The organism is Flavobacterium sp. (assembly GCF_025352425.1).
Taxonomy (GTDB): domain Bacteria; phylum Bacteroidota; class Bacteroidia; order Flavobacteriales; family Flavobacteriaceae; genus Flavobacterium.
This window is the reverse complement of the sequence record NZ_JANXTI010000084.1, coordinates 1-13,546: the sequence shown is the minus strand read 5'-3', so window position 1 is coordinate 13,546 and position 13,546 is coordinate 1. Positions and strand designations below refer to the sequence as shown.

General features: G+C 38.5%; 13 protein-coding genes, 1 other RNA gene and 1 pseudogene. 14 read left to right on the top strand and 1 reads right to left on the bottom strand.

What is annotated here, in order from left to right; translation table 11 throughout:
- The 14 genes and pseudogenes from Q0Q99_RS10870 to ssrA form a co-directional block, all read left to right on the top strand.
- Positions 1 to 122: pseudogene (locus tag Q0Q99_RS10870) on the top strand (IS982 family transposase); the annotation flags it as partial.
- Between the two features lie 85 nt (positions 123 to 207).
- Positions 208 to 657 carry a response regulator gene (locus Q0Q99_RS10865; protein WP_293895642.1) on the top strand — a complete coding sequence of 150 codons (450 nt, stop codon included), beginning with the start codon at positions 208 to 210 and terminating at the stop codon, positions 655 to 657.
- 46 nt (positions 658 to 703) lie between these two features.
- Positions 704 to 1,309, top strand: a complete 606-nt coding sequence (locus Q0Q99_RS10860) for a flavin reductase family protein (protein ID WP_293895639.1) — start codon at positions 704 to 706, stop codon at positions 1,307 to 1,309.
- Between the two features lie 2 nt (positions 1,310 to 1,311).
- Positions 1,312 to 1,767 carry an SRPBCC domain-containing protein gene (locus Q0Q99_RS10855; RefSeq protein WP_293895636.1) on the top strand — a complete coding sequence of 152 codons (456 nt, stop codon included), beginning with the start codon at positions 1,312 to 1,314 and terminating at the stop codon, positions 1,765 to 1,767.
- A 2-nt stretch (positions 1,768 to 1,769) separates the two neighbouring features.
- Positions 1,770 to 4,055 carry an FAD-dependent monooxygenase gene (locus tag Q0Q99_RS10850; RefSeq protein ID WP_293895633.1) on the top strand — a complete coding sequence of 762 codons (2,286 nt, stop codon included), beginning with the start codon at positions 1,770 to 1,772 and terminating at the stop codon, positions 4,053 to 4,055.
- Positions 4,056 to 4,085: 30 nt separating this feature from the next.
- Entirely contained in the window at positions 4,086 to 5,672 is a 1,587-nt protein-coding gene (locus Q0Q99_RS10845; protein WP_293895630.1) for an AMP-binding protein, read from the top strand.
- Positions 5,669 to 7,249: an FMN-binding glutamate synthase family protein gene (locus tag Q0Q99_RS10840; RefSeq protein WP_293895627.1), complete on the top strand. Its 1,581-nt coding sequence runs from the start codon at positions 5,669 to 5,671 to the stop codon at positions 7,247 to 7,249. The genes Q0Q99_RS10845 and Q0Q99_RS10840 overlap by 4 nt, the downstream gene beginning before the upstream one ends.
- Before the next feature lie 148 nt (positions 7,250 to 7,397).
- A complete protein-coding gene (locus Q0Q99_RS10835) occupies positions 7,398 to 7,829 on the top strand; it encodes a thioesterase family protein (RefSeq protein ID WP_293895624.1) in 432 nt (143 codons plus the stop codon).
- Between the two features lie 6 nt (positions 7,830 to 7,835).
- A complete protein-coding gene (locus tag Q0Q99_RS10830; RefSeq protein ID WP_293895621.1) occupies positions 7,836 to 8,816 on the top strand; it encodes a carbon-nitrogen hydrolase family protein in 981 nt (326 codons plus the stop codon).
- Between the two features lie 50 nt (positions 8,817 to 8,866).
- A complete protein-coding gene (locus Q0Q99_RS10825) occupies positions 8,867 to 9,979 on the top strand; it encodes a cupin domain-containing protein (RefSeq protein ID WP_293895618.1) in 1,113 nt (370 codons plus the stop codon).
- A 51-nt stretch (positions 9,980 to 10,030) separates the two neighbouring features.
- On the top strand, positions 10,031 to 10,942 hold the full coding sequence (locus Q0Q99_RS10820) for a fumarylacetoacetate hydrolase family protein (protein ID WP_293895615.1): 912 nt from the start codon (positions 10,031 to 10,033) through the stop codon (positions 10,940 to 10,942).
- Positions 10,943 to 10,984: 42 nt separating this feature from the next.
- On the top strand, positions 10,985 to 11,611 hold the full coding sequence (locus Q0Q99_RS10815) for a trans-aconitate 2-methyltransferase (protein ID WP_293895612.1): 627 nt from the start codon (positions 10,985 to 10,987) through the stop codon (positions 11,609 to 11,611).
- 17 nt (positions 11,612 to 11,628) lie between these two features.
- The gene (locus Q0Q99_RS10810; RefSeq protein ID WP_293895610.1) at positions 11,629 to 12,375 is read left to right on the top strand and encodes an Asp/Glu racemase; all 747 of its coding nucleotides are present in this window, start codon (positions 11,629 to 11,631) and stop codon (positions 12,373 to 12,375) included.
- Positions 12,376 to 12,636: 261 nt separating this feature from the next.
- Positions 12,637 to 13,035: a transfer-messenger RNA gene (gene ssrA / locus Q0Q99_RS10805) on the top strand.
- Positions 13,036 to 13,343: 308 nt separating this feature from the next.
- Here the strand turns inward: ssrA and Q0Q99_RS10800 are convergent.
- Positions 13,344 to 13,546 (bottom strand): T9SS type B sorting domain-containing protein (locus tag Q0Q99_RS10800; protein WP_293895608.1); only part of this gene is annotated, 203 nt, incomplete at its 5' end.

The following is a 13,546-nucleotide window of genomic DNA, read 5'->3' as shown; positions in this document are numbered from 1 at the left end:
AAACTTTTGAAGGTTTTAAAACAAGAATTTTAGCAAAAATAACAGCATTAACATTGGTTCAGTATATCAATAAATTCATATTTGACAGACCAATAAACAATATTAAAAATCAAACAATTTAATTACACCCAACGGGTTACTTTTATCGGACAACAATGATTTTTTTATTTAAATTCACATAATCTTTTTTAACAATCCTGGACTTGAATGAAAGAAAAAACACCTACCTCTATCTTTTATGTGGATGATGATGTTGATGATTTGGATTTTTTTAATGAAGTTGCAACCGAAATAAACGAACCCGTTTCCTTGTTTGAGGAAGGTGATAAGCTGTTACAGCAACTTCAAAATCCGCCACCCTTTGCCTCCGTAATTTTCCTTGACTTAAACATGCCGGTGAAATCAGGTTTTGATGTGCTTCGCGAAATCAAAGCGACAATGGCTATTAGCCATATTCCGGTATTTATACTAACTACATCAATTAATCCTGACGATATCAAATTGACAAAAAAGCTTGGTGCCAATCTTTATATCCCTAAGCCTACAACTATTGGCGGTCTGAAAAAAGCTGTTAAGCATGTGTTATCGATAGATTGGAATAAATTTGAGATATCCGAGAATGAATTTGTTTACACTGAGACAAAAAAAACAGTATAATATTTCCTGTATTTTTCGTTATTTTGTGTACACGTAAAACCAACCCATGCAATTTGACCCAAACGAATTAGAACATACTGCCGTTTATAAACTTCTGACAGGCTCTATAATTCCACGACCTATAGGTTGGATTTCAAGCGTTAGCCAAACGGGAGTCAACAATTTAGCTCCATTTTCCTATTTCAATGCCGTTGGCGATGATCCGCCTCATGTTATTTTTTCCACAGGCAGAGGTAATAATACGAACAAAGACACGCTCAATAATGTTTTGGCTACCAAACAGTTTGTGGTTAATATGGTGACCGAGGAATTGACAGAACAAATGAATACAACAGCACAAACTGTTCATTCTGATATTGATGAATTTGAATTAGCTGGTGTAACACCTATTGCTTCAGTAAAAATAAAACCGATGCGCGTCAAGGAAAGCCCAATCACTTTTGAATGTGAATTGGTGCATCATTACTTTTTGGAAGGCCATAAACATGGTGGAGCCTGTGTAATAATCGGGCGCATTATCATGATGCATTTTGACGATAATGTGCTGCTGGATAATTACAAAATCAACCTGGAAAACTATAAACCTGTTTCCCGATTAGCAGGTTCAAATTATGCAAAAATTGGAGCGCTCTTCTCTGTCAAAAGAAACTAATTATGAAACCTCAAGTAGTAGAAATAAATGTTGCCATGCAGATTTCAAAACCGATAAATGAGGTTTTTGAAGCGATTGTAAATCCGGAAAAAATGTGCAATTACTTCATCTCGCAAAGCAATGGCAGAATGGAAGAAGGCAAAAGTTTACTATGGAAATTTCCCGAATTTGAAATGGAAGTTCCTGTAAAAGTTGAAAAAATAGAGCAAGATAAATTAATTTCCTATTATTGGGAAAACAGTGGGCTGCCACTTTTAGTGGAAATGAAACTTTCAACTGTTGGTGACAATTTTACTTTGGTAAAAATCTCTGAAAAAAGTATGGAGAACAATGAAGCCGGACTCAAATGGCTTTCCGGAAACTCTTTTGGCTGGTCAAATTTCCTGGCTTGTTTAAAGGCTTATCTTGAATACGGAATCAACCTGAGAAAAGGTTCCTTCGATTTTATGAAAAAATAATTATGCAAATATCAGTAATTGGTGGTGGTCCTGGCGGATTGTACTTTTCTATCCTTACCAAAAAAGCAATGCCGGATTGCAAGATTGATGTCTACGAACGTAATAAGGCGGATGACAGTTTCGGATTTGGAGTTGTCTTTTCAGATGAAACACTAGGTGAGTTTCTTTCCAGAGATTTAAAATCCTATGAATTAATCAGAAGCAATTTTGCCTATTGGGATGACATCATTATTGCGCGCGATGGACAAACGGTAAGCATTGCAGGGAATGGTTTTTGTGGCTGCTCGCGAAAAAAGCTATTGCAATTATTACAGCAACGATGCACCGAAGAAGGCGTAAATCTTCATTTTGAACAAAATATAGAAAACGTTTCCCAATTAAAAGATTCCGATATCATTGTAGCATGTGACGGCATCGGAAGCGCCATCAGAACACAGTTTGCAAATGATTTTGGAACCAAAATTTCATTAAAGAAAAATAGGTTTGTATGGCTTGGTTCAACCAAACCATTGGATGCCTTTACCTATTTCTTCCGCACAACGCCTCACGGATTAATTGTAGCACATACCTACCAATACCAACCCGGAATGAGCACCTGGATATTCGAATGCAGTGACGAAACCTGGGAAAAACATGGTTTTGAAGTTACCAATGAAGAGGATACCATTGCTAAAATTTCGGAAATCTTTAAACAAGAATTAGAGGGTCACGGCTTAATATCAAACAAATCCCACTGGCGCCAATTCCCGCATGTAACCAACGAAAAATGGTTTCATAATAACATCGTTCTTTTAGGCGATGCCAAAGCTACAGCCCACTACTCTATTGGTTCCGGAACAAAACTGGCAATGGATTCTGCTATTGGTTTATCCGATGCTGTAATTGCTAATCCGACGAATGTGAAGGCAGCTTTTGAGCAATATGACAAAACCCGAAGAAATACGGTCGAAATGATTCAGCACGCCGCTTTGGTTTCGTTAGATTGGTTTGAAAATATGGATAGAAATAACCAACATCCGTTTTATCAGTTTGCTTTTGGCTGCATGACTCGTGCTAAGAAAGTAACTTATGAAAACCTGCGTCTGCGCGATAAATCGTTTACGGATAAAGTTTTAAACGAATTCAATAGTCACAATATTCCTCCGGCCTTTACCACTTTCAAATTAAAGGATTTAGAGTTATCAAACCGAATCGTAATGTCGCCAATGGGACAATATGCTGCCGAAAACGGATTTGTCAATGACTGGCATTTGGTGCATTATGGAAGTCGGGCAACTGGCGGTGTCGGATTAATTATTGCAGAGATGACCGCTATTGCAGAAACAGGTCGCATCACTTTAGGTTGTGCCGGAATTTATACTGTAGAACAAGTAGTTAAATGGAAAACAATTACAGAATTTATTCATAAAAACACCCAGACAAAAATAGGAATCCAGCTCGGACATTCGGGACGAAAAGGTGCATCAAAAAAACCCTGGGAAACCGAACCAATACAAAATCCATGGCAATTGATTTCAGCATCACCGATAGCATTTAACGAAAATTTTTCTTTCGAAGCTTCGGAACCAATAGAAATGTCTTTAAAAGATATGGATTTAATTACAACCCAATTTGTACAAGCCACAAAAAATGCTGATGAAGCGGGGTTTGACATGGTCGAATTACAAGCGCATCACGGATTCTTATTAGCTTCCTTCCTATCGCCTTTGACGAATATCAGATCAGATGAATTTGGCGGAAGCATTGAAAATCGTTTGAAATTTCCGTTGAGAGTATTTAATGAAATTCGAGAAGCATTTCCAAAAAAGAAACCAATGTCCGTTAGGATTTCAGCAACCGATTGGGCAGAAAATGGAATCTCAGAAAAAGATGTTTTGGCAATTGCCACAGCTTTCAAAAATGCAGGAGCAGATATCGTCAATGTTTCCACCGGAAATACAGTTGCCCATCAAAAACCACAAACGGGAAGAATGTGGCAAACGCCTTTTTCTGATTTGGTTCGAAATACAGTTCATATTCCAACCATCACAACGGGTTACATCCAAGACATTGACCAAATCAATACCATTATCCTCAACGGAAGAGCTGATTTGGTAGCGCTCGGAAGACCATTGTTACTTGATGCTAATTTTGTTAGAAATGCACAAGCTTACGAACAATTTGAAACCAATGATATTCCGAATCAATACAAAATGGGAACATCACATTTATACCCGTTAAAAGCTGCCGAAAGAAAACAAACTGAAGGCATGAAAAAAGCATCGAAACCAAAGAGCAATAAAAAATAATTACGAATTTGAAATTATGAATTGCGAATTATGAAGCACTACACAGACAATTTCGCGCACGAATATTTACCAAGCCCGAACTTGCAGCCTGACTACGTTTTTTTGGATTTGCCACAGTTTTATCGTCCTGAAATGCTGAATTGTGTTGATAGACTTTTAGACAATCACATCAAAGAAGGTCGCGGCAATAATCCCTGTATCAGAACATTTGAAACCACTTGGACCTATAACGAATTATACGAAAAAGCGAATCAGATTGCACATGTTTTGATTGATGATTTAGGTTTGGTTTCGGGAAATCGAGTATTGATTCGTTCGGCCAATAACCCGATGATGGTGGCGTGTTGGTTTGCAATTGTAAAAGCGGGCGGAATTGTTGTCGCTACGATGCCATTGCTTCGTTCAAAAGAATTAACCACGATAATTGATTGTGCGGAGATTTCACACGCTTTATGCGATACAACATTGCAGGACGAAATGAACCTGGTGAAATCTGATTTTCTGAAACGGACGTGTTTTTATAACGAATTGGAAACGTTAATGCAATCAAAATCGACAACGTTTACCAATTATCACTCAAAATCGGACAGCATTGCTTTAATCGGATTCACTTCCGGAACAACGGGTTTACCAAAGATGACATCGCATTATCATAAAGATATCCTAAACATTTGCGAAGCGTTTCCACCCTATTCGTTACAGCCAACACAAAACGACATTTTCACCGGAAGCCCGCCTTTAGGTTTTACTTTTGGTTTGGGCGGATTGGTTTTGTTTCCAATGTATTTTGGTGCTTCTACATTCTTAATCGAAAAACCAACGCCTGAAATGCTGTTACAGGCCATTCAGGAACATAAAATCACAATTTGTTTTACGGCTCCGACAGCCTGGCGTATTATAACTTCTAAAGTAAATGAATTTGATATTTCCAGCTTACGCAAATGTGTTTCGGCTGGGGAAACCTTGCCGTTGAAGGTTTGGCAGGATTGGTACGAAGCTACGGGATTAAAAATCATTGACGGAATTGGCGCTACCGAAATGCTCCATATCTTTATTTCTTCCAATACGGAAAACATTAAACCCGGCGCAACCGGAGTTGCAGTTACGGGTTATGAAACCAAAATTGTTGATGCCAATGGAAATGAGACGCCAATAAACCAACCGGGAAGACTAGTAGTTCGGGGCATCACAGGTTGCAAATATTTAAATAGAATTGACAAGCAAAAGGAATATGTTGAAAAGGGCTGGAATGCTACGGGGGATATTTTCCGTAAGGATGAAGATGGCTATTTTTGGTTTGTCGCTCGTGGTGATGACATGATTATTTCTTCCGGATATAACATAGCCGCAATTGAGGTAGAAAGCGTACTTTTAACTCACGAAGATATATTGGAATGCGCAGTAGTTGGACTTCCCGATGAAGACCGTGGCATGCTGGTTTGTGCCCATATTGTCCTGAAAGAAAAATATAAAGCTACCGATGATATGAAAAACCATATACAACAATGGTTCAAAGAAGTAGCTGCTCCTTATAAATATCCTCGAGTAATTTATTTTGCCGAAACTTTGCCCAAAACTGAAACCGGAAAAATACAACGATTCAAATTGAAATCATGAGAAAAGCATTCGTCCTTTTTGCAATAACTTCTATAGCCATTATTGGTTTATTGATGTATGTGAACCTGAAATTCACCTTTTTATTATTGATATTTATTCCCCTTATCATAATGGGATTTTACGACATGTTTCAATCTATTCACACCATTCGGAGAAATTTTCCGCTATTGGGAAGAATGCGTTATTTATTGGAATCCATTGGTCCTGAAATGCGTCAGTATTTTATCGAAAATGATTTGGATGGAAAACCGTTCAATCGCTTGCAACGGAATTTGGTGTATGAACGTAGTAAAAAAGCAATTGATACAATGCCTTTCGGAACACAATTAGATGTTTATAATGAAGGTTATGAATGGATAAATCACAGTATAAGGGCAATTTCATTTTCAAACATAAATGACAATCCACGCGTGAGGATTGGTTCTTCGCAATGCGAAAAGCCATATCAGGCAAGCTTGTTCAATATTAGTGCAATGAGCTTTGGATCTTTAAGTAAAAATGCCATTTTGGCCTTAAATAAAGGTGCAGAAATAGGCAAGTTTTATCACAATACCGGTGAAGGAGGATTATCGCCTTATCATTTACAGGGTGGCGATGTGGTTTGGAATATTGGAACTGCTTATTTTAGTTGTCGCGACGATGATGGTAAATTTTCATATGAGAAATACATCATAAGAGCGACACTGGAAAATGTCAAAATGATAGAACTCAAGTTTTCACAAGGCGCAAAACCAGGCCACGGCGGAATTTTACCCAAAGAAAAAGTAACCGATGAAATTGCTGCCATCCGATTAGTTTCAAAAGGCCACGATATTGTTTCTCCGCCAACACACTCTGCTTTTAAAACACCATTGGAATTAATGGAATTCGTAAAATTATTGCGAAAAGGTTCTGGTGGAAAACCCATCGGAATAAAACTCTGCATTGGAAACAAATCGGAGTTCCTATCAATCTGTAAAGCAATGGTTGAAACCCAAACTTATCTTGATTTCATCACGGTTGATGGCGGCGAAGGCGGAACCGGTGCGGCTCCACAGGAATATTCCGATCATGTTGGGATGCCATTGCGGGAAGCGTTGGCATTTGTATATGATGCATTAAACGGCTTTGGACTTAAAGATCAAATCAAAATTATTTGCAGCGGCAAAATTATTACCGGTTTCGACATTATAAAAAATCTCTCCATTGGTGCCGATTTATGCAACTCTGCTCGCGGAATGATGTTCGCATTGGGCTGCATCCAGGCACTGGAATGTCACGCGAATACCTGTCCGACCGGAGTAGCAACACAAAATCCACAACTAATGAAAGGGTTGGTTCCCGAAGAAAAAAGTATCCGTGTAGCCCGTTTTCAGGAAGAAACCGTAAAAAGTGCGATGGACTTAATGGCTTCGGCTGGCTTAGCACATCCTGACGATGTAGACCGATCAGTTGTCAGCACCCGAATTGATAAAACACAAGTTAAAACCTTCTATGAAATTTATCCGGAATTAGACAATGGATGTTTACTAAATGAAGGCACAGTTCCTTTGGATTTTTTGTACTTTTGGAGGAAAGCTAGCGTAGAGAAATTTTAGGAGCTATTCCCCGCTATACGTTGCAATCTGTCATTGCGAGGAACGAAGACACCCGAGTGTAGCGAACTGAGAGTAGCTAATCTTATCATAATTGTCTTTCGCAATGTCAGGATTTCCACTTCTATCGGGGCTAAAAATATAATTATAAATGAACAACTATTTCACAAAACAAGAAAAAATCCGCTTCAAGCATGTTGATTACGCGGGAATTGTTTTCTATCCCCGTTTCCTCGAAATGCTAAACGACTTAGTCGAAGACTGGTTTGAGGAAGCTTTAGAACGACCGTTTTCAAAAATCCATGAATCGAATGGAATACCAACAGTAGATTTAAAAGTCCAATTCAAAAAAGCAGCACGTTTGGGAGAAACCTTAACCAAAAAACTTTGGGTTATTAATCTCGGTGGTGCTTCGGTGAATTGCGGTTTCCGTTTTGAAGACGAACATGGAAAAACATGTTTAGAAGGAGAAGTAACTTTGGTAAACGTTGCCATTGCTGAAGATAGAAACAATATTAAAGCTGAACCTTTCACTGAGGAAATAAAAACGAAAATTTCAAAATTCGTAATTCGTAATTCGTAATTATTTATGGAGTTTAAAAAATTTAAAGCCGCCGCAGTCCAAACATCCCCGGTTTTTCTAAATGTAGAAAAAACGATTGAGAAAGCGATTTCTTTTGTAAAAGAAGCGACTGCAAACGGCGCCAACCTAATTGCTTTCCCGGAAGTTTTCGTCGCAGGTTATCCATATTGGAACTGGATTATGACACCGGTTCAGGGGAGCAAATGGTATGAAGAACTGTATAAATCAGCTGTAAAAGTTGATGATGATGCAATGAAACCTTTATATGAAGCATCAAAAAAATACAAATGCCACATCGTTATCGGAATCAATGAACGCGGTGACAGTTATGGAGAAATTTACAACACCAATTTAATCATTGACAATCACGGAAAGCTAATTGGAAAACACAGAAAACTAGTCCCAACCTGGGCAGAAAAACTAACCTGGACAAGCGGTGACGGTTCGTCGCTTAAAGTTTACAACACAGAGATTGGTCCGATAGGAACACTTGCCTGTGGTGAAAATACCAACACATTAGCGCGTTTCACTTTGTTATCGCAAGGCGAATTGATTCATATTGCCAATTATATTTCGTTACCAGTTGCACCACCCGATTATGATATGGCGGAGGCGATAAAAATCCGTGCTGCCGCCCACTCCTTCGAAGGAAAATTGTTTACGATAGTTTCGTGTTCTACAATTTCAAAAGAAATCATGAATGCCCTAAAAAATGATGTTCCGAATGTAGAAGAACTGCTTACGCGAAAAAACTCTGCTTTCTCCGGAATTATAGGTCCAAACGGAGCTGTCGTTGGCCAACCATTAATAGACGATGAAGGAATTGTTTACGCTGATATCGATTTGGAAAAATGCATTCAGCCAAAACAAATGCATGATATACTTGGACATTATAACCGCTTTGATATTTTTGATTTGAGGGTGAATACAGCTCCGACAAGAAATATTACTTTTATTGATAACCACGAAGAGTTTAATAAAGAATAATTCTATACCTGACAGGTTTCAAAAACCTGTCAGGTATAATACTTGAAAATATGGAAACAAACAACTATTCTGACGACCAAATAGGAAGAGCACGTGTCCAGGATTCTCCTGAATTACAGGCTTACTATAAAGAACTGGAAACACTCGGTGCTGGCGCATTATGGACTGTCGCCAATGACATAGAACCCTGGGAACCAAGAAGTTCTTCTGTTCCTATGCTATGGAAATATGAAAACTTACGTGATTTGGTTTTAAAGTCATCCGAATTGGTTACTCCGGAACAGGCAGGACGAAGAGTAGTTTATTTAGTAAACGATAAGCGCAAAGATGTTTCCGCTGCTGTCGGTTGGTTATATACCGGAATTCAGGTTACACGTCCGGGGGAAAGCACTTCGGCACACCGACACAAAGCTTCTGCCTTGCGTTTCATCATGGAAGGTGAAGGGGGATACACTGTTGTTGATGGCAATAAAATTACATTTGAGGTTAATGATTTCGTGATTACGCCCAACTCAACCTGGCACGAACACGGAGTAGATGCCAATGGAAAAACCTGTATTTGGCAGGATGGTCTAGATATTCCGTTAGTGAATGCTTTGGAAGCGAATGATTATGCGGTTTATGATGGTAAGCAATCTTTGGTAAACGAAGTTAACTTTTCTCCAATAACCTATGGCTGTGCGGGATTGATTCCGGCCGATAAAACTTGGTGCAAACCGTATTCTCCATTATTTAAGTATTCATGGAAATCGGTTTATCCTGCTTTACTTGAAGCGTTAAAAGTAAACGAAGTAAATCCAATTGATGGAATCTTGATGCAATATTCTAATCCATTGACTGGTGGACATGTGATGCAAACTATGTCGGCAAGTATGCAATTACTTCCTGCAGGTTTTAAAGGAAAAGCGCATAAACATACAGGTTCATTTGTATATCAATGCGCCAAAGGAGGCGGCTATTCCATCATTAACGGACAACGTTTTGACTGGAAAGAACGGGATATCTTTTGTGTTCCATCCTGGGCTTGGCACGAACATCATAATGGCTCAGAAACTGAAGATGCTTGCCTGTTTTCATTCAACGATTTGCCGATTATAGAAAAACTGGGGTTGTATCAGGAAAGAGAATTAGAAGAAAACAACGGTCATCAAACACAACAATAATAAACTCAGTAACTCAGGCACTAAGCTTCTCCGTTACTCAAAAACAAAACAATGAAACTACTGACCTACAAAACACAAGAAAGCGAAGAACAACGATTGGGATTCATCCACAACAATCAGGTTATTGATATGGAAGATTTTGGCGAAATATCTAATTTTCCATTGCCAACCACTATGTTGGAATTGATTGATATGGGATTTGAATTGGTGGAAGAACTCAACGATATGATTGCCGAAACGGAACCTGTTTTCTTCGAAGAAATCGCTTATGAAATGGATGAAGTAACTTTCCTTGCTCCTATTCCGAAACCACGAAAAAATATTATCGGAATTGGTTTAAACTATACGGAGCATGTTGCTGAAAGTGCGCGAACATTAGACACCACAGGAAAACTACCCCAAAAGCCAATCATCTTTTCAAAACCGACAACAACAGTTACGGCCACGAATACGGATATTATTAAAAACACCAAACTTACCTCACAATTAGACTGGGAAGTAGAATTGGCTGTCGTAATTGGAAAGAAAGCAAAATATGTTTCCAAAGAAGAGGCAATGGATTATGTTTTTGGATATACTGTGATTAACGATATTTCGGCTCGTGACTGTCGCCGCGAAGGACAATGGATTGTTTCCAAAGGACAAGACACATTTGCGCCAATGGGACCAATTTTAGTCACCAAAGACGAAATCAAAAATCCCCATAACTTAAATTTATCACTGAAAGTAAATGGAGTTGAAAAACAAAAATCCAATACCAAATTTCTGTTGTTTAACATCAATGCTTTAATCGAGGATTTAAGCACCGTTTTTACTTTAGAACCCGGAGATATCATCGCAACGGGCACTCCATCCGGAGTTGGCGCGGGTCGTGACCCACAAGAATGGTTATACAATGGCGATGTGATTGAAGCTACTGTGGAAGGAATTGGAACAATTGTTAATACCGTTAAGGAAATTTAGTCTAGAGTCAGTTTTTAAACTTGAAGAACTTGCATTAAAAAAATGAATCAAACAAAAACTGCAGTCGACATCTTCAATAAACTGGCTACCGGTTATCAGGACAAGTTTATGGATGTTTCCTTGTACCATGATTCACTCGATGTGTTTTGCAATTCCATAAAAAAAGAAAAACCGGAAATATTAGAACTGGCTTGTGGTCCCGGAAATATTACAAAGTATTTGCTGGAAAAACGACCGGATTTCAAAATTATCGGTACTGATTTGGCTCCGAATATGATCGAATTGGCAAAAATCAATAATCCAACAGCAAAATTTGAAATGATGGATTGCAGAGCAATAACTAGTCTTACCATGAAATATGACGGAATACTTTGTGGTTTTGGCTTGCCGTATTTATCCAAAGATGAAGCCATTCAGTTTATTAAAGATGCTAGTCAAAAATTAAGTGTAAACGGAATTCTCTATATCAGCACAATGGAAGACGAAAATTCCGAATCGGGATTTAAAACCGGAAGTACCGGTGACACAATGTATCAGAACTTCCATCAGACCGATTATTTAACAAAAGCTCTTGAAGGAAATCAATTAAAAATAATCCATATAGAACGAAAGGAATATTTTTACAATAACGAAAAAACAACCGATTTAATAATTATGGCTTCTAAATAATCTCAGTAGTTAAAAAAATGAAATACAAAATAGGTCAAATAGTTCCTTCGTCCAATGTCACGATGGAAACCGAAATCCCTGCAATTTTTCGCTCGAGGGAAACAATATTACCGGAACGCTTTACGTTTCACAGCAGTCGCATGCGTATGAAAAAAGTAACCAAAGAAGAACTCGAAGCCATGGATGCTATGAGTTTGAAGTGTGCCCAAGAACTATCAGACGCGCATGTTGACGTTATGGGTTATGCGTGTTTGGTGGCAATTATGAGTATGGGAAGAGGTTACCATTGTGTTTCGGAAGTCAATCTACATCAGGAAACTATTGCCAACGGATTCCCTACGCCTATTGTGACATCTGCGGGAGCATTGATTAATGGTTTGAAAGTTTTGGGAGCGAAAAAGATTTCGATTATTACGCCTTATATGCGTCCGTTAACCGATATGGTTGTTGATTATATAGAACATCAAGGCATAAAAGTAAAAGAAAGTATCGCACTCGAAATCCCTGATAACCTCGAGGTGGCGGCTCAAAATCCAATGAACTTATTAGACATTTACAAGCGATTGGATTTAACTGATGTTGATGTTTTAGTAGTTTCAGCCTGTGTACAAATGCCATCGTTAGAAGCTATCGATTTAATTCAGGCAGAAATCGGAATTCCGGTAACTTCGGCCGCAGTTTGTACTACTTACGAAATGATGAAAAAGCTCGGCATCGAAGCCAAATCAGCTATTGGCGGCGAATTATTAAATGGAAATTATTAATCTTATAATTATGTAATCCTTTTACTTGATTTGATAACAGGAGTTAGACTTTTGTTTTAGAAATTTGTATCTAATTAACTTAAAACTAAACATCATGAACGGATTATTTAAAACGCTTATTGCCGGATTTACAGCAAGAAAACTTGGTGGTGGCTGCTTATCAATGGTGATAATTTTTGTAATTATTTACTGGTTACTTGGTAAATTTTAATCTAATAGACTACTTTTGCGGGACATTTTTTGATAACTCAAAACACATTTGGGGTCGACTGGTTTTGACAGCAAGTCGAATTGAATTGTAAGCACGCCGAGCATTGCATTTTTTGCTCGTAAATCCAAAGATGCAAAAACATAAACGGCGAAGGAAACTACGCTCTTGCTGCATAATCTAAATTAAAGTAAGATTAGCCACGCTCCTACAAGGTAGGAAAGCAGGATTTACCTCGATAGCTTTGGTTTGTGGCGGTCGGTATAGGTGAATCGTAAAAATAAACCTAAGAACAGTGAAGCTTCGGGGCTGTTACGAAAACTAAAGAAGATAAGTATTGTGTGGCTGTTTCTGGCCTATCATAATATCGAAAATCCAATCAGAAAATAAGCGTGTAGAACCCTTTTTAGTTGCTTGTTTGGACCCGAGTTCGATTCTCGGCGACTCCACAGAATATCCTGCCCTTGGCGGGATTTTTCTTTTTTAGGAGCGACACCATTGTCTTTCTTTACGACACTGCTCCCGCTATCCGCTACAATCTGTCATTGCGTGGCACGAAGACACCCGAGCGTAGCGAATTGAGCGTAGCTAATCATATCATAATTGTCATACGCAATGTCAGGATTTCCACTCCTATCGGGGCTAATGTAACCTTACTGCTTCCTTTTGAACCCTAACAAAATTAATGCATGCAGGACATAAAAAAGCCCCGGCTAAACCAAGGCTTTTCATTTATAATTTAAAATTTATAATTCAATTACTATCGTTTCATCGCAAAGTGCGCTTTGAATTGTTTGGTTACGGCGCCTTCAGCATAATCCACAGTAAACCAGTAATCATCTGATGGCATTAGATGCCCGTTATAAGTCCCATCCCATCCTGCTCCCTGTGTACTGATTTGTTTCAGTAATTTCCCGTAACGGTCAAAGATGTAGATTCTGGCTGCCAGTTGATCGCCCAAGC

Coding starts and splice junctions, on each gene's coding strand:
- Q0Q99_RS10825 (WP_293895618.1), top strand. CDS start 8,867: ATGGAAACAAACAACTATTCTGACGACCAAATAGGAAGAGCACGTGTC.
- Q0Q99_RS10865 (WP_293895642.1), top strand. CDS start 208: ATGAAAGAAAAAACACCTACCTCTATCTTTTATGTGGATGATGATGTT.
- Q0Q99_RS10850 (WP_293895633.1), top strand. CDS start 1,770: ATGCAAATATCAGTAATTGGTGGTGGTCCTGGCGGATTGTACTTTTCT.
- Q0Q99_RS10840 (WP_293895627.1), top strand. CDS start 5,669: ATGAGAAAAGCATTCGTCCTTTTTGCAATAACTTCTATAGCCATTATT.
- Q0Q99_RS10830 (WP_293895621.1), top strand. CDS start 7,836: ATGGAGTTTAAAAAATTTAAAGCCGCCGCAGTCCAAACATCCCCGGTT.
- Q0Q99_RS10815 (WP_293895612.1), top strand. CDS start 10,985: ATGAATCAAACAAAAACTGCAGTCGACATCTTCAATAAACTGGCTACC.
- Q0Q99_RS10820 (WP_293895615.1), top strand. CDS start 10,031: ATGAAACTACTGACCTACAAAACACAAGAAAGCGAAGAACAACGATTG.
- Q0Q99_RS10810 (WP_293895610.1), top strand. CDS start 11,629: ATGAAATACAAAATAGGTCAAATAGTTCCTTCGTCCAATGTCACGATG.
- Q0Q99_RS10860 (WP_293895639.1), top strand. CDS start 704: ATGCAATTTGACCCAAACGAATTAGAACATACTGCCGTTTATAAACTT.
- Q0Q99_RS10845 (WP_293895630.1), top strand. CDS start 4,086: ATGAAGCACTACACAGACAATTTCGCGCACGAATATTTACCAAGCCCG.
- Q0Q99_RS10855 (WP_293895636.1), top strand. CDS start 1,312: ATGAAACCTCAAGTAGTAGAAATAAATGTTGCCATGCAGATTTCAAAA.
- Q0Q99_RS10835 (WP_293895624.1), top strand. CDS start 7,398: ATGAACAACTATTTCACAAAACAAGAAAAAATCCGCTTCAAGCATGTT.